General features: G+C 69.8%; 15 protein-coding genes. 9 read left to right on the top strand and 6 right to left on the bottom strand.

What is annotated here, in order from left to right:
• Positions 1-99: 99 nt before the first annotated feature.
• A complete protein-coding gene (locus AC3A46_RS15850) occupies positions 100-423 on the top strand; it encodes a DUF5684 domain-containing protein (RefSeq protein WP_487666067.1) in 324 nt (107 codons plus the stop codon).
• 61 nt (positions 424-484) lie between these two features.
• Here the strand turns inward: AC3A46_RS15850 and AC3A46_RS15845 are convergent, their stop codons facing one another.
• Together AC3A46_RS15845 and AC3A46_RS15840 are read right to left on the bottom strand one after the other, a co-directional pair.
• Positions 485-1,492 carry a zinc-dependent alcohol dehydrogenase gene (locus AC3A46_RS15845; protein ID WP_487666066.1) on the bottom strand — a complete coding sequence of 336 codons (1,008 nt, stop codon included), beginning with the start codon at positions 1,490-1,492 and terminating at the stop codon, positions 485-487.
• Between the two features lie 69 nt (positions 1,493-1,561).
• Positions 1,562-3,274, bottom strand: coding sequence for an IlvD/Edd family dehydratase (locus AC3A46_RS15840; RefSeq protein ID WP_487666065.1), 1,713 nt, complete (start codon positions 3,272-3,274; stop codon positions 1,562-1,564).
• Between the two features lie 262 nt (positions 3,275-3,536).
• Between AC3A46_RS15840 and AC3A46_RS15835 the strand changes: the two genes are divergently transcribed.
• The gene (locus AC3A46_RS15835; RefSeq protein WP_487666064.1) at positions 3,537-4,574 is read left to right on the top strand and encodes a TerC/Alx family metal homeostasis membrane protein; all 1,038 of its coding nucleotides are present in this window, start codon (positions 3,537-3,539) and stop codon (positions 4,572-4,574) included.
• Positions 4,575-4,664: 90 nt separating this feature from the next.
• Here the strand turns inward: AC3A46_RS15835 and AC3A46_RS15830 are convergent, their stop codons facing one another.
• On the bottom strand, positions 4,665-10,064 hold the full coding sequence (locus AC3A46_RS15830) for a fibronectin type III domain-containing protein (protein WP_487666063.1): 5,400 nt from the start codon (positions 10,062-10,064) through the stop codon (positions 4,665-4,667).
• A 240-nt stretch (positions 10,065-10,304) separates the two neighbouring features.
• Between AC3A46_RS15830 and AC3A46_RS15825 the strand changes: the two genes are divergently transcribed.
• The 3 genes from AC3A46_RS15825 (at position 10,305) to AC3A46_RS15815 (ending at position 13,796) form a co-directional block, all read left to right on the top strand.
• Positions 10,305-11,408, top strand: a complete 1,104-nt coding sequence (locus tag AC3A46_RS15825) for a substrate-binding domain-containing protein (protein ID WP_487666062.1) — start codon at positions 10,305-10,307, stop codon at positions 11,406-11,408.
• A gap of 61 nt (positions 11,409-11,469) precedes the next feature.
• Complete coding sequence (locus AC3A46_RS15820; RefSeq protein ID WP_487666061.1) at positions 11,470-12,111, top strand: TetR/AcrR family transcriptional regulator; 642 nt, start codon at positions 11,470-11,472, stop codon at positions 12,109-12,111.
• Positions 12,108-13,796: an MDR family MFS transporter gene (locus AC3A46_RS15815; RefSeq protein ID WP_487666060.1), complete on the top strand. Its 1,689-nt coding sequence runs from the start codon at positions 12,108-12,110 to the stop codon at positions 13,794-13,796. Before AC3A46_RS15820 ends, AC3A46_RS15815 begins: the two co-directional genes overlap by 4 nt.
• A gap of 20 nt (positions 13,797-13,816) precedes the next feature.
• Here AC3A46_RS15815 and AC3A46_RS15810 read toward each other — a convergent pair whose 3' ends face one another.
• The gene (locus AC3A46_RS15810; protein ID WP_487666059.1) at positions 13,817-14,950 is read right to left on the bottom strand and encodes a peptidoglycan-binding domain-containing protein; all 1,134 of its coding nucleotides are present in this window, start codon (positions 14,948-14,950) and stop codon (positions 13,817-13,819) included.
• A 142-nt stretch (positions 14,951-15,092) separates the two neighbouring features.
• On the opposite strand from AC3A46_RS15810, the gene AC3A46_RS15805 reads away from it, so the two are divergent.
• Positions 15,093-15,578: an SRPBCC domain-containing protein gene (locus tag AC3A46_RS15805; RefSeq protein ID WP_487666058.1), complete on the top strand. Its 486-nt coding sequence runs from the start codon at positions 15,093-15,095 to the stop codon at positions 15,576-15,578.
• On the opposite strand, the gene AC3A46_RS15800 is transcribed toward AC3A46_RS15805, so the two are convergent.
• On the bottom strand, positions 15,579-15,968 hold the full coding sequence (locus AC3A46_RS15800) for a PPOX class F420-dependent oxidoreductase (protein WP_487666057.1): 390 nt from the start codon (positions 15,966-15,968) through the stop codon (positions 15,579-15,581).
• A gap of 128 nt (positions 15,969-16,096) precedes the next feature.
• On the opposite strand from AC3A46_RS15800, the gene AC3A46_RS15795 reads away from it, so the two are divergent.
• The 3 genes from AC3A46_RS15795 to AC3A46_RS15785 all read left to right on the top strand — a co-directional run bounded on the left by AC3A46_RS15795 (position 16,097) and on the right by AC3A46_RS15785 (position 19,294).
• Positions 16,097-16,954, top strand: coding sequence for an aldo/keto reductase (locus AC3A46_RS15795; RefSeq protein WP_487666056.1), 858 nt, complete (start codon positions 16,097-16,099; stop codon positions 16,952-16,954).
• 226 nt (positions 16,955-17,180) lie between these two features.
• Positions 17,181-17,888, top strand: a complete 708-nt coding sequence (locus AC3A46_RS15790; RefSeq protein WP_487666055.1) for a DUF2510 domain-containing protein — start codon at positions 17,181-17,183, stop codon at positions 17,886-17,888.
• Positions 17,889-17,932: 44 nt separating this feature from the next.
• Complete coding sequence (locus AC3A46_RS15785) at positions 17,933-19,294, top strand: hypothetical protein (protein WP_487666054.1); 1,362 nt, start codon at positions 17,933-17,935, stop codon at positions 19,292-19,294.
• A 6-nt stretch (positions 19,295-19,300) separates the two neighbouring features.
• Here the strand turns inward: AC3A46_RS15785 and AC3A46_RS15780 are convergent, their stop codons facing one another.
• Positions 19,301-19,603: a hypothetical protein gene (locus tag AC3A46_RS15780; protein ID WP_487666053.1), complete on the bottom strand. Its 303-nt coding sequence runs from the start codon at positions 19,601-19,603 to the stop codon at positions 19,301-19,303.
• Between the last annotated feature and the right edge of the window lie 196 nt (positions 19,604-19,799).

Below are 19,799 nucleotides of genomic sequence, written 5' to 3'. Positions count from 1 at the left end.
CACGCACCACCGCGGGCTTGTTCTGGCTGAGTTTCGCGCGCGCGTCGAAGCGTGTGACCCATCAACCAGGCCGTCTCCGCCGGTGCCGTCGTCGGGTACGTGGTCGTCGGCCTCATCTACTGGATCGCCACGATCGCCGCCTACTGGAGGACGTTCACGAAGGCCGGCTACCCGGGATGGCTCGCGATCATCCCGATCGTGAACCTGTTCGTGCTCGTCAAGGTCGCGGGGTACTCGGCCTCGCTCGGACTGCTGTGGTTCGTGCCGATCGCCAACATCGTGCTCGCGATCATCGTCGCCTTCCGCAACGGCCGGGCTTTCGGCCACGGCGGCGCGTTCTCGTTCTTCCTGCTGTTCCTGCTCAACCCGATCGGCTACTTCATCACCGGCTTCAGCAACGACACCTACACCAAGCCCGTCTGAGCCACTCCCGCTGACAGAGCGAACGCCCCCGTTCCGCGGCCGGGGGCGTTCGCGTCTGCGGTCACGGCGCGACGTGGAACTTCGGGCCCGGCCCCGCACCCGCCGGCCGCTCGCCGGCGAGGATCGCGGGCAGCTCCTCGAGGGCGACCGTCGCGGCGATGAGAGGTCGCGGATCGACGACGCCTGAGGCGTAGGCGTCGATGGTGCCCGCGAGGCCGGGCGAGGCGCTGAGCACGCCGACGGCCGTCACGTCCTTCAGCGCCAGGTCGCGGGTGTCGATGAGGCTCGGCGTGCCGGCGAGGCCGATGTAGACGACCCGCCCGGCCGGCTCGACGAGCTCGAGCGCCTTCGCCGGAAGCTGCGGAGCGTTGGATGCCTCGATCACAGCGTCCCACGGCAGTCGCGGCATCCGTTCCTGCGTCCAGATGTGGTCGAAGCCGAGCGACCGCGCGAACGCGAGGGCGCGGTCGTCGCGGGCGAGCAGGTGCACCTCGGCGCCGGCGGCGCGGGCGAACATCGCGCTCAGCAGGCCGATCGTGCCGGGGCCGAGCACGAGACAGCGATCGCCCGGGCGCAGATCCGCACCCCGCACGGCACGAAAGGCGTTCCCGCCGGGCTCGACCATGGCGGCCATCGCATCGTCGACGCCATCGGGCAGTCGATGCAGCGATGCGACGGGGGTCGCGACCTTCTCGGCGAGGGCACCGGCCTTCCCGCCGCGGATGCCGAGCTCGAGCCGGTTCTCGCACACGTGCCGGCGACCGTGCTCGCAGCGGCGGCACGCGCCGCAGCCCAGCATCGTGTCGCCGGTGACCCGTCGCCCGATCCACGCGGGGTCGACGCCGGCGCCGACCTCCGAGACGATGCCCGTCCACTCGTGGCCGATCCGCATCGGGTAGGCGGCGTGGCCGGTGTGCAGATACGCCATCTCCCCGGTGAAGAACTCGATGTCGGTGCCGCAGATCCCCGCGCGCCGCACGTCGACGACGACCTCGCCCGCTGACGGCTCGGGTTCGGGCACCTCCTGGATCTCGGCGCGGTGCGGCGCCGTGATGACGAGCGCCCTCATCGCCCCGCCCACACGCGGGGACGGATGCCGCGGCCCCCCGGCCGGAGGTCGGGACCCGCGCCCCTCGGCTCAATGGGACTCACGCGTCACCTCCGAACCCGACGCTCCGACCAGGAAGTCGAGGTCGGCGCCGCGGTCGGCCTGCATCACGTGGTCGACGTAGAGCCGCTCCCACCCGCGCCGCGGGTTCGCGTAGCCGTCGACGGTGGCCTGGTTCGGCATCCGGCTCGCCAGTTCGTCGGCCGGCACGTCGAGGTCGAGGCGGCGGTCGCGCACGTCGAGTTCGATCCAGTCGCCGGTCCTCACGAGGGCGAGCGGTCCCCCGGCGGCGGCCTCGGGGGTGACGTGCAGCACGACCGTGCCGTACGCGGTGCCCGACATGCGGCCGTCGCAGATGCGGACGATGTCACGGATGCCGCGCTCGAGGAGCTTGGTCGGTAGCGGCATGTTCGACACCTCGGGCATGCCGGGGTAGCCCCTCGGTCCGCAGCCGCGCAGCACCATCACCGAGTTCTCGTCGATGTCGAGGTCGGGGTCGTCGACGCGGGCGTGGAAGTCCTCGATGGAGTCGAACACCACCGCCCGGCCCCGGTGCTTCAGCAGGTGCGGCGATGCCGCCGCAGGCTTGATCAGCGCACCGCCCGGAGCGAGCGAGCCGCGCAGCACCGAGATGCCGGCGTGCGGCTGCAGCGGGGTGTCGCGCGGGGTGATCACGTCCGCGTCCCAGATGCGCGCGTCGTCGAGGTACTCCACGAATGGGCGACCCGTGATGGTGAGCGCGGACGGGTCGAGCAGGTCGCGCACCTCGCGCATCACCGCGAGGAACCCGCCCGCGCGGAAGAGGTCGTCCATCAGGTACTGACCTGCGGGCTGCAGGTTGACCAGCAGCGGCACCTCGGCGCCGATGCGGTCGAAGTCGTCGATCGTGAGGTCGATGCCCAGGCGCCCGGCGATCGCGAGCAGGTGCACGACCGCATTGGTCGACCCGCCGATCGCGGCGAGCGCGACGATCGCGTTGTGGAAGTTCGCCTTCGTGAGGAACGTCGACGGTCGGCGGTCCTCCGCGACCAGCGCCACGGCGAGAGCGCCGGTGAGATGCGCGGCCTCGAGCAGGCGGGCGTCCGGTGCGGGTGTGCCCGCGACTCCCGGCACCACGACGCCGAGGGCCTCGGCGACGAGCGCCATGGTCGATGCGGTGCCCATCGTGTTGCAGTGACCCTTCGAGCGGATCATCGACGACTCGCTTCCCCGGAACCTCGCCTCGCTCAGTGTCCCCGCGCGCACCTCTTCGGACAGCCGCCACACGTCGGTGCCGCAGCCGAGCGCCTCGCCCCGGAAGTGGCCGGTGAGCATCGGGCCTCCGGGGACGACGACGGCGGGAAGATCGACGGATGCCGCGGCCATCAGCAGCGACGGGATCGTCTTGTCGCAGCCGCCCAGCAGCACGACACCGTCGATCGGGTTGGCGCGCAGCATCTCCTCGGTCGCCATCGCGGCCATGTTGCGCCACAGCATCGCGGTCGGGCGGACGTTCGTCTCGCCCAGAGACACCACCGGAAGCTCCAGCGGGATGCCGCCGGCCTCGTAGATGCCGTTCTTCACCGACTGCGCGACCTCGTCGAGGTGCGCGTTGCACGGAGTCAGATCCGAGGCGGTGTTCGCGATCGCGATCTGCGGACGCCCCGTGAAGGCCGAATCCGGAACACCGCGACGCATCCACGCCCGATGGATGTAGGCGTTCCGATCGTCGCCTGAATACCAGTGGGAGCTGCGCAGCGTCACCGTCGACCCTCATCCTCGCCCACAGCGATCGCGGGCGCTTTCCGCCATCCTGCCGGAAAAGAGGCAGGCCGTCCTGGCCGCACTCGGCGTGCTCCCAGGGAGAGCCGGGGAACGCTCCGTATGCTCGCAAGCCCAAGGGGAGTACTCCACCACGATCGGCTCGTCACTACGGATGCATGGTGCATCCCGGGCCATCGGTCCTCGATCACGAGGATGGAGAAGACCTTGGCGTCGATCAGTCACGCCACGGTCTGGAGCCTCCTTGAACATCACTCCGCTCGTCTGGGTCATCACCATCGCGATCACCATCGCGTTCTTCGTCTACGAGTTCTTCGCGCACGTCCGCAAGCCCCACGAGCCGACGATCGGCGAGTCGGCACGCTGGTCCGCGTTCTACATCGGTCTGGCCCTGCTGTTCGGCATCGGGGTCGGCGTCGTCTCCGGCTGGACCTACGGGGGCGAGTACTTCGCGGGCTACCTCACCGAGAAGGCGCTGTCGATCGACAACCTCTTCGTCTTCCTCATCGTGATGACGGGATTCGCCGTTCCGAAGATCTACCAGCAGAAGGTGCTGATGATCGGCATCGTGATCGCGCTGGTGCTCCGGGGCGTCTTCATCGCGGTCGGCGCCACGCTGATCGAGAACTTCTCGTGGATCTTCTACCTCTTCGGAGCGCTGCTGCTCTTCCTCGCCTATCGGCAGGCCTTCACGCACGGAGAGGCGGATCCCTCGCAGGGCCGATTCATGGGATTCGTCCGCCGCCGCCTGCCCGTCAGCGACGACTACAACGGTGACCGTCTCACCGTCGTGAAGGCGGGTCGTCGCTTCGTGACGCCGATGCTCCTGGTGATCGTCGCGATCGGCTTCGTGGATCTGATCTTCGCCGTCGACTCCATCCCGGCGATCTACGGGCTGACCGAAGAGGCGTACATCGTTTTCACCGCGAACGCGTTCGCGCTCATGGGCCTGCGGCAGCTGTACTTCCTCATCGGCGGTCTGCTCGAGCGCCTGGTCTACCTGGCGCAGGGCCTCGCCGTGATCCTCGCCTTCATCGGCGTGAAGCTCGTCCTTCACGCGATGCACGTGAACGAGCTGCCTTTCATCAACGGCGGCGAGCCGATGCTGTGGGCGCCCGAGATCCCCATCTGGTTCTCACTGCTGTTCATCGCCGCGACGATCGCTGTCGCGACGACGGCGAGCCTCATCAAGACCCGCGGCGGCCGCGCCGCGACGTCGTACCCGACCATCCCCGCCGCAGGCCAGCCGTCCGATGCCCCCACGGAGAAGGAACTCTCCTGACCTGGTCATCCCCGCCGGTGCAGAGCGGCGTCCGGCCTCCGCCACGAGGCAGAGGCCGGACGCTGCTGCGGCGCCGTGCCGCCGGGCCCGCTACTTCGAGACCGTCACCTTGAGCGGTGCGCTCACCGTCGTGCCGGCGGCGTTCGTGAACTCCACCGTGTAGGTGTACGTCCCCTTGGCCTTGCCGGCGACCGGCAGGGTCGCGCGCTGCGCGCCCGGGGTGGCCGCCTTCAGGTCGCCCGCGCCGACCTCGACGCCGTTCTCGAGGAACCGGTACGAGGTGGCGTTGGTGCCCCACCACAGGTCGGCGGTGACGGTGTACGCGCCCGCGCCGTTCTTGACGTCACTCGACAGGACGGGCTTTCCGGGCGAGGCATCCGTCACCTTCACCGTGAGCGGCTGCGTCGCGGTCGTGCCCTTCGAGTTGACCAGCTCGCCGGTGAACACGTAGCTGCCGTTCACCAGGCCCGTGATGTCGACGACCGCGCTCTGCGCGCCGGGCGTCATCATCGTGAGCGGCACCTTCGCGACGAGCTCGCCGTCGCGGTAGAGCTTGAACAGCGAGCCGTTCTCGCCCCACCACAGGTTCATCGTCAGCTGGAACGTGCCGTCCTTGAGGCCGGTGTCCCATCCGTCGTTCGACGAGAGCACGCCCTTGGCCGGTGCCGTCTTCGCACCGTCGTCGGAGGCGACCTCCGGGAGGATGACGGATGCCGTCGCCGCCGACCGCCCGCCCTCTCCGAGTGCGTTCACGCCCGCGACCTCGTAGGCGTGGGTCGTGCCGAGCTCGAGCGCCTTGACGGTGCAGCTGGTGCTGCTCGTCTCGCACACCGGGTCGGTGCCGCCCGCCTCGTACACGCGGTACCCCGTGAATCCTGGACCGATGAGAGTCGGCGCATCCCACGCGACCGTGATCGAGGTGTCGCCCGCGAGGGCGGCGGTCACGTTCTGCGGCGCGCCGGGGAGCGTCTCATCGGCCACCGCGAGCCATGAGATGACGGGCTTCTCGGCGCCGGCGCCCTCATTGGTGACGAGGTAGTCGACGGTGGCAGGAGCCGTCAGCGTGAAGGTGAGCGGCGCGGCGATCGGCCCGCTCGAGCCCGACAGCGGGACCGTGCCCTTGGCGAGCTCGGTACCGCCCACCGACACCGTCTGGTACATCGCGCGGTTGAGACCCCACCATTCGGTGAACCCACCCGTGAGCGTGTACGTGCCCGCGTCGAGGGGCAGACGGTAGACGAGCTTCGTCGTGTCCTGGTACAGACCCGTCGAGTACTTGTCACCCACGTCGGTGGCGCCCTTCGTCTTCATGCCGTCGGCGACGTAGCCCCACTGGTCGGCGGCCGCGGAGACCTGATCGACCCTGTCATTGCGCAGCGCGACCGTGCCCGCGACCGCGGTGTACTGCGGCGAGGCCGCCCCACTCGTTCCCGAGTCGATGTAGTACACCAGCGCCGGCGGGACGATCTCGTAGCCCGCGACGACGGCCTGATCGGTGTCGGTCAGGCGGCCCGTGACCGTGAGCTTGCCGTACACCGTGCGCGCCTGCGCGGCGGAAGCGGCATCCCATTCGACGGCCTTCTCGGAGCCTGCGACCGTCACCGTCTCGGGAAGGTCCTCGTCGAGGGTCAGCGCGCCCTGCACCCCGACGTCGCGCGGAAGGCTCTGCACGTAGACGAGCGCGAGGCGGGCGTTGTAGCCGCTCGTGCCGTTGGTGCCGAACTCCACGTCGACCACGGCGTCCGCGTCGAGCGTCAGCCTCTGCGCGACCGGCGTCGCCGATCCTGTCGACACCGCGGTCTTCGTGGTCTCGGCGCCCGCGACCTTCACCTTGGAATAGACGTTGGTCGTGAGCCCTGCACGCGGCGCCTGGACCGCGACGATGTTGTACGAGCCCGCGGGCAGCGTCAGGTGGTAGGTGATCGGCTTGTTGTAGTCGGCGCCGACGTACGACGAGGCCCAGTCCGCCGGCGAGCCCGCCGCGATCGTGGTCGCCGTGGTCGAGTAGCCCCACGTCGTTCCCGCCGTGGTGCCGTCCCACTTCTGGTCGCTGGTGTCGTTGACGAGCCCCGGAGTGGATGCCTTGACCGCCGCATACACGGATCCGGCCGAGGCCCCCGTCGCGCCCGAGTCGATGAAGTAGTCGAGATCGGCCGGGGTGACGAGCACCGTGGCGCTGAAGCGCTGGTACAGGCCCGTCGACAGCTTCTCGGTCGAGCGGCCGGACGCTGCGAACGTGCCCAGCTCGGCGACGCTCTTCGCACTCGTCGTCGATGCGAGGCTCCACGTCACCTTCGCGTTCGTGCCGGCGAGGTCGAGCTTCGCGGGCAGCGTGCGGTCGGTCGACGTGATGGTCACGACGCCCAGGTCGAGCACGTCGGGGCTGACGTCCTTCGGCACGAGGCCGTCCGCGGCCGCCGTCAGACGGGCCGCGAGCGCCGCGGAACCCTCGGTGTCGAGGCCGTAGGCTGCCGGGTCGCCGAGCGCGGCGGTCGCGTTCGCCTTCACGGCCGCGAACACCGCCCAGGTCTCGGCGCTGTACTCGGCTTCGTCCAGGCCCGTCACCGCGTCCGCCGCCGCGGCGAGCGCCGTGGTGTCGGCCTTCGCCGAGTCGGCGGTCGCGGTGACCACGCCGACGGCGTCGACGTTGATCGAGGCGTCGTTCGCCGTCTTGATGACGACCGTGTGCGGGCCGTTCGACAGGCCGCGGAGGATGAACGTGGTGCGCTCGCTGCCGGCGGCGAACGTCGGCGCCGCCGTGGCGACCTGCACGCCGTCGACGATCACGTCGAGGGTCGTGGTGCCGGCGTTGGTGCCGATGATGTCGAGGCCGGTGCCGGTGAAGGAGTACGTCATCGACGCTCCCTTCGCCGTGCTCTTGGAGGCCGTGCGCTGCCACTCGAACATGCCCTGGCCGTTCGCGTGGCTCCAGCTCTTGTCGAACTGCAGCACGGGCGCCGAGCGGTCCGCCCAGCTGGTCTGGTGCATCCCGTCGATCATCGCGTCGTAGTACGGCGTGAAGCCGGGGACCGTCTCGATCTTCAGGTTGTCGAACTGCACGAAGTTGAAGCTCGAACCCAGCTGGATGCGACCGGTCGCCTGGGGCGCAGCATCCGTGTACGTCGCGACCTCCGCGCCGTTGACGAAAGCCGTGTACACCGAGCCGGCCACCTTCACCGCGATGTTGTTCCACACGCCGGCGCCGGTCTGGAACGCCGCGGCGGCGTTGCCCGCCACGGTGCCCGTCGCGAGCGTCGCGCCGAAGCGCATGAACGTCCACGCGCCGGTCGGGTCGATCTTCAGCTCAGCGGCCGAGACGCTCTGGCCGTTGGCCGTGCCGCCCTGCTCGCGCGCGCCGATGGTCGCGTACGGGGATCCGGATGCCTCGAACAGCACGTCCGACGAGACCGTGTAGTTCGCCCAGCGGGCGTCGCCGATCGTCGTCTTCGGGTCACCGCCGTTCCAGGCACCGCCGGCCATGCCCGGGCCCACCTGCTGGCGGAGCACACGGTCGTGCGCGGCGTCCGGGGTCGCGACCGACTCGAACGCGCCGTTCGTGTCGTTCGTGTACCGCGGGGTGGCGCCGTTGTCCTCGCTCTGCACGGCCGGCGTGCCGGCGGGCTTCGCCTGGTTGCCACGGCTGTCGAGGTACGAGATCCTGCCGTCCGCGAGCTCGCCGCTCTCGGGGTCGTACTCCTTGATCGCGCCCTGCTCGGTGTAGTCGAAGTCGTCGGCGTAGAGGAACGCGTCGTCGGTCACGCCGTTGACGGTGCCGCTCGCATCGGTGTCGAGCACGTCGCGGCCGCCGTCGGCGTCGGTGTACTCCTTCGACGTCGGCAGCGCGCTGCCGTAGCCGTCCTTCGCCGTGAGCGTGCCGCCCGCACCGGCGGTCGCGTGGTCGAGCGTCGTGAACGTGACGGCCGACCACGGCTTGACCGTGACGGTGTACGTGCCGTCGGCGGCGGGGGTGACCTCGCCGACCGGCTGCAGGTAGTTCGCGTCGTACGCCTGGCCGCCGTCGGCCGCGCGCGTCTCCCACACCTCACCGGTCTGGTCGGCGCCGAGGTTCAGGTCCTTGGCGACGATCCGGTAGGTCTTCGTGAACTTCGAGTCGTTGATGATGACGGTCGAGAAGTCCGAGGCGTCCGGCGCCGCGAGCGTCGTGTACGACGCTCCGCCGGCGCGCGCGCCGCCGGGCGGGTTGCCCGTGCCGAGCTCGCTGCCCGACGCCTTCGGGATCGCGCGCCAGATGCCGGCGGTGTTGTCGGCATTCTCCCAACCCAGCTTCGCGAACTGGGTGAAGTGCTCGATCACGGTGAGGCCGCCGTCGTAGTACATCCAGCCCGACCACGGGTCACGGGCGTTCACGAGCTCCTTCGACGAGTACTGGAATCCGTCGTAGAACGAGCCGATCGCCGGCTGGAAGATGTTCATGGTGCGCCGCGACGCGTGGAAGCCGGTCGTGACCCAGTTGCCCATCTCGAGGGCGCTGTTGGTACCGCCGAACTGGGTGCCGAACCCGCCCTGCTCGTCGCTCGCGTTGTTGTTCGGGCGGTCGGCCGAGTTCGAGAAAGTCGACTGGCCCTCCGAGTTCCAGACCTCCTTGTCGAGCTGCTCGGCGATCTTCTTCATGTTGCCCGCGCTGTCGTCGGCGCTCGAGTAGTGGAAGCCGACGACGTCGACCGCGTCGCGCAGCGACGCGTCGGTGGCCGAGGTCATGGCGTTGCCGAACGAGACAGGCGGCGTGCCGACGGTGTCGGCCGCGATGGTCTGGATGGCGCGGTAGAGGTTCTTCTCCTCCTCCGACGCGAAGCCGTTGTTCGGGTCGTCCGCGGTCGCACCCTCGTAGCCCTTCTCGTCGCCGCGCACCCAGCCCGAGAACGTCTTGTACAGCGCGATGTTGGGGCTCGAGGTCTCGTTCGTGTCGGGGTTGATCGAGTCGACCATGACCCCGAACCCGCGGTAGGCGGCGAGCACGGTGTTCTTGAACCAGATGTACTGGTCGGCGTCGTTCGCGACCCACGCCGGGCGGTTCCAGCGGAGCAGGCTCAGGTGGATGTCGCCGTGGGCGACGAGCTGCGCGTCGGCGGCGAGCTGGAAGCCGGGCTCGCGGAGGACGTTGGGGTACTCGTCGCGCGTGCGCATCGTCGATGCGTTCGGGCCGGTCGAGGTGTTGCGGTCGTTGCCCATCTCGATCTTGACCGTGTTCATGATCGGGTGGTCCCCGCCGAACAGCGTCTCGATGAGCTCCCAGTACGCGTCCGGGTGCTGCGACTTGTAGTCCAGCAGCAGCGCGCTCGTCGAGTTCGCCGACAGCACGCCGAAGCCCTTGAACGTGAGGCCGTTCTTGTTCTGCGCGGCCGCCGCGATGTCGGCGCCCGCGACGTTCACGGTGACGGGATCAGCGCCCGCCGCCTGAGCCATCGTCGGCACGGCGAGCGGCGCCGCGACCACCGCAGCGGTCACCACCGCCGCCAGCGTCGTGCGCACGCGTCGTGGTCTCCGTCCGTCCTTCGGACGAGGCATCCATCCCTGCGACATCGCAGTCTCCGTTTCCCGTGGGGCGTCTCCCGTGCGCTCGCGGATCCGGACCGGCCTCGACGCACGAATGGGGCACGACCGCGTGCCCGCAGCGAGATCCTCTCGTGAGAGCAAGGGATGCCGAAACCAAAACGAACACAATCGTTCAGTCTTGAAGCGAATCGAACACACTTGTACGCTGAGGCGATCATGGAGCAGCCCACCGACCCGCCCGCCTTCGGCCTCTCCCGCCGCGAGCACATCCTCGACGAACTGCGCCGCTCGGGCTCGGTGCGGGTGGCCGACCTCGCGCGCGAGCTCGGGGTCTCGGAGCTGACCATCCGCCGCGACATCGGCCTGCTCGCCGACCGCGGCCTCGTCACCCGCGTGCACGGAGGGGCGACGCTGCGCAGCAGGCTCGACACGACCGTTCCCGCGTCGTCGGGCGCCGCCATCCGGTTCCGGGTCGGGATGGTCGTGCCGTCGCTCAGCTACTACTGGCCCCACATCATGATCGGCGCGCGGGCCGCGGCGACCGAACTCGGCGTCCAGCTGATCCTCCGGGGTGCGACCTACTCCGTCGACGACCAGCGCCGGCAGATCGCCTCCCTCGTCGAATCCGGGAGCCTGCACGGTCTCATCGTGGCGCCCGAGACCCTCGGCGCCGACGGGCGCGCGCTGCTGCACTGGCTCGAGGCACTGCCGATCCCGGTGGTGCTCGCCGAGCGGCGCGTGCCGTCGGCGCTCGCGCTCACGAGCCTCGAGTGGGTCACCACCGACCACGTCTTCGGCGGCTCGCTCGCGGCCGACCACCTCGCCTCGCTCGGCCACCGGCGCGTCGGCATCCTGACATCGGCCGGCTCGCCCACGTCGTGGCAGCTGCGCCGTGGGTGGGACCGCGCCGTCGAGGGGCTCGGTCTCGAGTGCCTGGTCGACGTCGACGCGACGCTCGACGCCCTGGACGGGGTCGCGCGCGAGGCGCTCATCGCCGACGTGCTCGAGCGATGCCGCGAGACGCGCACCACCGCTCTCCTCATTCACAACGACCCGCAGGCGGTGCTGCTGCAGCAGCAGGCGCGCGACCACGGCTGGGCGATCCCCGACGACCTCGCGATCGTCGCATACGACGACGAGGTCGCCGAGAGCGCGGAGCCCGCCATCACGGCGCTGCGTCCGCCCAAGCAGCAGGTCGGCCGTCTCGCGGTCGAGACGATGGTCGCGCGGCTCAGCGAGGGAGCGCGGCGCCCGGTGCAGCGCGTGTACCTCCTGCCGCAACTGCTGGCGCGCGATTCGACGGTGGCCGCGCTGCGCTGAAGACCCCCGTGAGAAGCTCGCCGATTTGCACGATGCCTCATAGAGTGCAAAACTGCATGATGTGACAGATAGTGCAGATGGACTTCGCGAGCGCCGGCGCGCCGAGACCACGCGCACCCTGATCCGCGCCGCACGACGGTTCACCGCCGAGCACGGCCTGGCCGGCTTCACCGTCGAGGAGCTGTGCAGCGAGGCAGCGGTATCGCGACGCACCTTCTTCAACTACTTCGCATCGAAGGATGACGCCGTCCTCGGCGTCCCTCTCGAGCGATCGGATGCTGCCGCCATCGCCCGCTTCCTCGCCGGCGCGTCCGACGACCCGGGCATCTCACCGAACCTGCTCACCGAGCTCGCTCTGCTCGCCGAGGAGCGCTGGCGCGCGCTCGACATCGCTCCCGACACGGTGCAGGACCTGTTCCGCGCGGTCGAGAAGGAGCCGCGGCTGCTCGCGCGCATGATCGAGCTGGGGTTCGAGGGCGAGCAGTTCGACGCCCGCCTGATCGAACAGCGCGAGAACCTCCTGCCGGGCGATCTCCGCGCGCAGGTCGCCGCCCAGGTCATCGGCGCCCTCGTCCGGTCGGCCACCGGCGAGTTCCTGAAGCCCGGCAACGCCGAATCGTTCACCCGGATCTTCGAGCGACGCATCGGCGCGGCGCGCGACCTCTTCGCCACGCAGACCGCAGTGATGGGAACCCCCGAATGACCACCGCCACCGTCCCGACCGCCAAGCCCGGCCCCGACGCGCCGTTCCTGCTCACGCAGCGGCGCATCTGGATCATCTTCTCCGCGCTCATCGCGGGCATGCTCCTGTCGAGCCTCGACCAGACCATCGTCTCGACCGCCATGCCGACGATCGTCGGCGAGCTCGGCGGCGTCTCGCACCAGGTCTGGATCACGACCGCCTACATCCTCGCGACCACGATCGTCATGCCGATCTACGGCAAGTTCGGCGACGTGCTGGGCCGGCGGCGACTGTTCATGGCGGCGATCGCGATCTTCACACTCGCGTCGGTCGGCTGCGCATTCGCCACCGACTTCTGGATGTTCGTCGTCTTCCGCGCGATCCAGGGTCTCGGCGGCGGCGGCCTCATGATCCTGTCTCAGGCGATCATCGCCGACATCGTGCCGGCCGACCAGCGCGGCAAGTACCTCGGCCCGATCGGCGGCGTCTTCGGCCTCGCGGCCGTCGCCGGCCCCCTCCTCGGCGGATTCTTCGTCGACCACCTGACCTGGCAGTGGGCGTTCTACATCAACATCCCGGTCGGCATCGCGGCGTTCTTCATCGCCGTGTTCGCGCTCAAGCTGCCGAACAAGAAGGCCGAGAAGCCGATCGACTGGCTGGGTGTGCTGTTCCTGTCGGCCGCGACAACCTGCCTCATCTTCTTCACCGACTTCGGCGGCTCGGCGGACCATGGCTGGGACTCCGGGGCGACCTGGGCCTGGGGTGCGGGCCTCGTCGCCTCGGCCGGCCTGTTCATCTTCACCGAGTCGCGGGCGGCAGACCCGATCATGCCGCTGTCGATGTTCCGCAACCCGATCTTCATCAACGCCACGGCCATCGGCATGGCGATCGGAATCGGCATGTTCGCGGCTCTCGGCTTCGTGCCGACGTTCCTCCAGATGTCGTCGGGCACGTCGGCGGCAGCATCCGGTCTCCTCATGCTCCCGATGATGGTCGGCGTCATGGGCATGTCGATCGCGGCGGGCCTGCTCATCACCAAGACCGGCAAGTACAAGCTGTTCCCGATCATCGGCACGTTCATCGTCGGCGTCGCCTTGGTCATGATGACGACCCTCACGGCGTCGACGCCGATCTGGCTGATCTGCACGTACCTGTTCCTGTTCGGCGTCGGCCTCGGCTGCATCATGCAGGTCGTCGTGCTGGTCGTGCAGAACGCGGTGCCCGCGTCAGATCTCGGAACCGCGACCTCGACGAACAACTACTTCCGCGAGGTCGGTGCGGCGCTCGGCACCGCCGTGTTCGGCACGCTCTTCACGACGCGCCTCACCGAGAACCTGACGAAGGTCTTCACGGATGCCGGAGCCAGCCCCGAGCAGGCGGGCGAGGCGACATCGAGCATCGACCCCTCGGTGCTGAACTCGCTGCCCGACACGGTCAAGACGGGAGTCGTGGACGCGTATGCCGACGCGCTCGCGCCCGTGTTCTGGTACCTCGTGCCGTTCATCGCGATCGCCTTCGTGCTGGCGCTCTTCCTCAAGCAGATCCCGCTGTCGGATGTCGCCGGGCTCGTCGCGCGCGGCGAGGCGATCGGCGGCGAGGAGGCCGAGCGGCTCGAAGCCGAACGGCTGACGGCTGAGCAGCACAGCGCTGCTCCCGCCGGACGTGCACGCCGCCGAACGCGCGAGAGGGACCGCGCCACGCGGTAGTCAGGCTCCGCCGCGGGCGTTCAGCCGTCCGAACTCGAGGGGGACGGCGTCGGCGCGGTCGCCGCCTCCTGCAGATCGGAGATCGCCTTCTCGAACGCGGCGATGGTCGCAGCATCCACCGTTCCCGTCGGCTCGACGCCCAACTCGGTCTGGAACGCCTGTAGTGCGGCTGTCAGCTCGGGCGTCCATACGCCGTCGACGGGGCCGTCCCAGAATCCGACGAGCATGAGCGTCTGCTGGATCGCGGCCGTCGTCGCGACCGACTCCTGGGCAGCAGCCCCGCCCAGCTCGGCCAGCTTCGCCTGCAGCGCCTCGGCGGTCGCCTGGTCGACGGTGCCGGTGACCGGGAGCCCTGCGGCCTCCTGCAGGTCCTCGACGGCCTGCACCGTCAGGGGCCCGTAGACGCCGTCGACGGTGCCCGTGTAATACCCCGCGGCAAGCAGATCCTGCTGCAGCGCCGAGGTGTACGCGTGGACCGCGGCTTCGGCCTGCACCGCCTGCTCGTCGGTGAGGCAGCCGGCATCCGCGAACAGCGCGAGCCACGCCATCTCGAGCGCGACCGCGGCGCTGTTGAACTGCTCGGCCGCGTCCGCCAGGGGCGTGTCATCGGTGACGGATGCCTCGGCCGACGCGAGCTCGGATTCCGCCTGCGTCACCCGCTCGACCGACGCGGCCGGTGCGAGCGGCGTGCTCGACGGCGCCGCGGGCGCGGGTTCGCTCGGTGTGCCCGTCGGACCGGCCTCCGCCTCGGCGAGCGCGACCTGCGCGTCGACGAGCTCCTGCTGCGCGTCGTGCAGCGCCTGGTTCGCGGTCACGGCCGCCTCGGCGCTGTCGACCACGTCCTGCCGCGGCGCGGCGAGGTCGGCGCCCGCGTCGCGGACGTCGCCGACGGTCGGAGCGGTGTCGTTGAGCACATCGCCGTAGCGGTCGAGCGCCTCGATGTAGTCCTTGCTGGCGCTGCAGAACGCGCCCGACGCCGCGGTGAGCTCGGTCTGCGCCTCGGCGACCGCCTTCTCCTTCGCCGACACCTGGGCTTTCGCCCGCTCGACCGGGTCGGCCTCGGCGGCGCATCCGGCGAGGACCACGGCCGCGACGGTGCCCGCGACGACGATGGCGCCCAGCCGCGCCGAGACCCTGGTGCGAAGCGTCTCCATGTCGCGCCCCCTTATGAACCGAAGCATGTGAGCCACATCATGGCACCGCGAACCGCCTCGGCGCGTCATGCGGGTCGCATGAGTTCCCGTGTGTCGACGCGGAGGTAGTCTGCGACGAGTCGGCGATCCGGAGGAGAAAGCCATGACGACGATCGACCCCGAGCGCGACCTCACCCTCGATCACGTGATCCGCGCTCCTCGCGAGGCCGTCTGGGACGCCTGGACCACACCGAGCCTGCTCGCGCGATGGTGGGTGCCGGCGCCCACCGTCGCCCGCGTGGACCGCCTCGATGTCAGCCCCGGCGGCGCCTTCGTCACGAGCATGAGCGACAACGGCGCACCGTTCGTCCCCCACACGGACTCCGTGTTCCTCGTGGTCGAGCCCCATCGCCGCCTCGTCTTCACCAACGCCGTCGACAGCGACTGGCACCCGGCGAAGCCGGAGCCGGTCGCGATGACCGCCGAGATCACGCTCGAGGACCACACCGACGGCACCGTCTACCGCGTGGTGGTGCGCCACGGCGATGCCGCCACCCGCGCACACCACGAAGCCCTCGGGTTCTCCGAGGGCTGGGGCGCGGTCACGGCAGCGCTCGCCACCCTGGCCGAGGGTGGCGTGCGGCCGTAGTCACGCCTCCTGCAGGAGCCCGCTGCTGCCCATCAGCCGCGACGGCGTGACGATGATCGTGACCCGGAGGGGGTTCACCCGGGGTTGGCGGTACCGCTCGGCGTAGAGCGCGACCGCGAGTGCGACCTCGTCGGGATCGTCGTGCACCATGGCGGTGCCCTGGAACGAGAGCCAGCGTGCGCCCTCCACCTGGCTGATCGTGGCGGTGCCGTCGCGTCGCACGTTCCGGACCTTCTGCGAGTCGCGCGACGTGATGATGCGCAGCAGCCCGTCGTGCAGCGTGAAGCCGACCGCGACCGCGTGGATGCCGCCCCACGGCGCCAGCGTCGAGAGTGTGGCGATGTGCCGTTCGCGCACGAACTCGATGCCCGCCTCCGTCAACTTCCGCACGCTCCCACGCTACCCGCCGATGCGCCCGGCACGCGCGGGCAAGGGGCTCCCGATCGCGGCGCGGAGAACCTACAGTTCGATGAGGGACGCGCAGCGGCGCCTCCAGTCCCCGGAGGAGGCGGCGCACAATGGCGACCAGCATCCCGCTCTCGAGCGGAACACGGATGCCGCAGCTCGGCCTGGGCGTCTACCTCGTCACCGACGTGGCGGTGTGCGAGTCGAGTGTGAAGTCCGCTCTCGACTCGGGGTACCGGCTCATCGACACCGCGGCCATCTATCGCAACGAACGGGCGGTGGGGCGCGGCATCCGTTCGTCCGGGGTCCCCCGCGACGAGATCTTCCTCACGACGAAGCTGTGGCCCTCGGACTACGGCTACGACAAGGCGCGCGCCGCGATCGGCGGCGCGCTCGAACGGCTCGACTGCGGCGCTCTCGACCTGCTGCTCCTGCACCAGCCCGTCGGCGATGTGAAGGGCGCATGGCGGGCGATGGAGGATGCCGTCGACCAGGGCGTCGTGCGCGCGATCGGAGTGAGCAACTTCACGGTGCCGGATCTCGAGCGCCTGCTTCCGGCGGCGCGCATCCCACCCGCGGTGGACCAGGTCGAGCTGCACCCGCTCTGGCAGCAGCCGGACCTGCTCCCCTACCTGGCCCAGCACGCGATCGTCCCCGAGGCGTGGTACCCGCTCGGTCACGGGTCGACGAAGCTCCTCGCAGAGCCCTCGCTTCTGGCAGCTGCAGCCGCTCACGGCAAGTCGGCGGTGCAGGTCATCCTGCGCTGGCACGTGCAGCGCGGGTTCGTGGCCATCCCGAAATCGACCAACCCCGCGCACATCGCGGCGAACATCGACGTCTTCGACTTCGCGCTCAGTCCTGCCGAGATGGCCGGCATCGACGCGCTCGGCAAGGACCGCCCGATGTTCCGCCTCCCGCGCTGGATGATGGCGGCCAGCATGCCGCTGGCGCGCCCTCGCCCCCTCCCGTGAGGAGCGGGTCGGCATCACCGCGGTCGGGGCCACCAGCTCTGGAACGCCATCCACGGCGACGCGCTGCTCCGCAGCGGGCAGCTTCGTCGGCGCCGCAAGCACGCCGCTGTCGTCTCCCGTGGCGATCTCACCCTTCGGCCGTGTCAACGGAGAACGGTACGAAGACGCTGCGGCGGCATCCGTCCGCCCCTCGATGACCGATGCCCTTCGGGTCTATCGTTCTCGCATGACGACGACTCCGCCCGGATGGTACGACGACGGCCACGGCGCGAACCGCTGGTGGGACGGCGCCCGCTGGACGGAGCATGTGGCGGGGACGGATGCCGCGCCCACGGCGCCTCCGGCGGTGCCCGGCGCACCTCCGCCGGCGGCCGATGGTGTCCGGCACGAGGGGATGGTCACCGCGGTCGCAGCGCCGCCGGAGCCGAAGCCGAAGTCGAGCCGGTGGATCGTGTGGGTCGTGATCGGCGCGGTCGTGCTCGCTGCCCTGATCGGCGCGGCGGTGGCGATTCCTCTGCTGACGTTCGCTGCCTCGAGAGTCGGTGGGCTCGCCGCGGAGGGCACGCCGGCCGACGCCGACCAGAAGGCGGCCGTCGCCGTCGTCGAGCTGTACGACGACGCCTGGCAGGACGCGGACTGCCAGGCCTTCATGGCATCGACCACCGAGGCCTTCCGGGCGCAGGCGGGGCTCGCCGACTGCTCCGCATTCGAGACCGAGGCCGAGGGGTTCGGTCTCGCCGTCGCGGACTACGAGGTGGAGCTCACCGGCGTGCGACGCAGTGACGAGGCAATCGTGGTCAGCACCACCGAGACGTACAGCCGGCTGGTCGGCGAGGACGGAAACCCGCTCGACGAGCCGGTCGACGAGTCCATCGACTGGGAGTACACGGTGGTCGCCGACGGAGACGATTGGGTCATCGACCGCCTCGAGTGAGCGAGGGTAGTGCCCCGGCGCGGGCAGCGGACTATGATCCGGCCATGGGGAGCTCTGGGGGCTCGCGCACGGGGGGCCTGGGAACCCGCTCGCGCCTGCGGGCGGGAACACTGATCGTGATCGTCACGCTGGTCGCGGCGGGTCTGACCGCGTCGCCTGCGTCGGCTGTGACCGGCCCGCCGGGGGGATCGGCGGGACGCGCTCTCGAGGCGCCGTCGCCTTCACCGGCGGCCGGCAACGAAGCGGACGCGATGGCCGCCGTCGCGCAGTACGAAGAGGCGTTCGCGGAAGTGGACTGCGACCTCTTCGAACAGGTCACGACGCAGAGATTCCGCGACAGGAGCGGCCTCGCCGACTGCGACTCGTTCACGCGGAACGCGGAGGGTCGCGCGCAGGCGCTGGACTCGGTCGTGGTGGACCCCGTGTCCGCCGAGGGCAGGGGTCGCGCCAAGATCGCGGCGCTCGTGCACACCACGATCACGAGCAGCCGAGAGGACGGGGAATCCGCGGAGGATCCCGAGACATCGGAATACGACTTCCGCTATCACCTCGTCCACTACGAGGGCGGGTGGAAGATCGATGTCGTCCACCTCCTCCCTGATGGGCGCAACGAGGGCGAGGTCACGGACGAGGAGCAGGAGGCGGTGACACGGATGCTGGTCGACTGGCGTGCGGCATACGCGGTCGGCGACTGCGAGGCCCTGCTGGCGTCGACGACGGCGGGCTATCGGGAGGAGATGGGGTGGACCGACTGCCCCTCCTTCCAGCAGTACATCGCCGACCAGAACGCGTACTGTCCGATGGACGTGCACCAGGAGGACATCCGGTCACATACCGCGGTCGACGACCACGTCGGAGAGATCATGCTCGACGTGGTCGAGGTCTGCACCCTCGACACGGATGAGTTCGGAGAGCCGATCGACCCGCCCTACGAGGCGGGCGCGCCCTACCGCTACCATCTCGTGAACCAAGACGGCGAGTGGCGCATCGCCGAGGGAGACAACGGCGCGGCCGCCGAGGACGAACCGTCGAACGAGAACGAGCGCGCCGCCGTGGAGGCCATCCGCGGCTACAACCAGGCGTGGGTCGATGCGGACTGCGATGCGTACATGGCAACCACGACGGAATCGTTTCGGATCGACCTAGACGTGAACGGTTGCGCAGGCTTCGCTCCGGCAGCGCGCTCCTATTCGGAAGGCGTCGCGAACTTCGAGAACACTCCGACCGACATCGAGCGCCCCTCCATGCAGTCCATGGAGATCAAGGTGCACGAGACCTACGACTCCCTGACCGATGTCGACGGCCAGCCGCTCGCGGAGCCGTTCCTCGTCGACGAGTACTGGGTGTACACGCTTCTCCTCGTCGACGGCGCGTGGGTCATCAGCGAGGTCGTGATGCTCGTCTGATCCGGGTCAGCCGGTGCGGGTGCCGACGATGGTCGACGGCGGGAAGGGCCCTGCCTGCGCCGTGCCCGTCAGCCGGTTGCCGACGACGTGCAGCCTGACGGCGAGAGACATCGGCAGAGGAGCCACGAGATCGAGCGTGAACTCTGCAGTGTCGCCGGAAGCCGTGCCGCCGCGGATCGCGATCGGGCCGGTGGGTCCGATCGCGGTGCCGCTGAGCGCGGTGCCGACCGTCGTCAGGGTGACGTCGAAGTGGTGCGAACCCGCCAACGACGCGACCTCGAGCGCCCATTCTCCATCGATCTCAGCCACGTCGCCTGCCTTCCGCCCGCTTCGGCAGCCGTGTGCCGCCGAGGCTATTCTGCTCGCGGGTAGGGTCTTCGCGCACACTCCGACGTGTTTCCGCGCGAATATGGGGGTTAACGCGGAACGGCCACCCTGTTGTGGGTGGCCATTCCGTGAATGGGTGTCCGGCGGTGTCCTACTCTCCCACAGGGTCCCCCCTGCA

Source organism: Microbacterium sp. Soil_C_42, from assembly GCF_057656735.1.
Note: the sequence above shows the minus strand (reverse complement) of the source record. Positions and strands in the feature narration are given on the sequence as shown.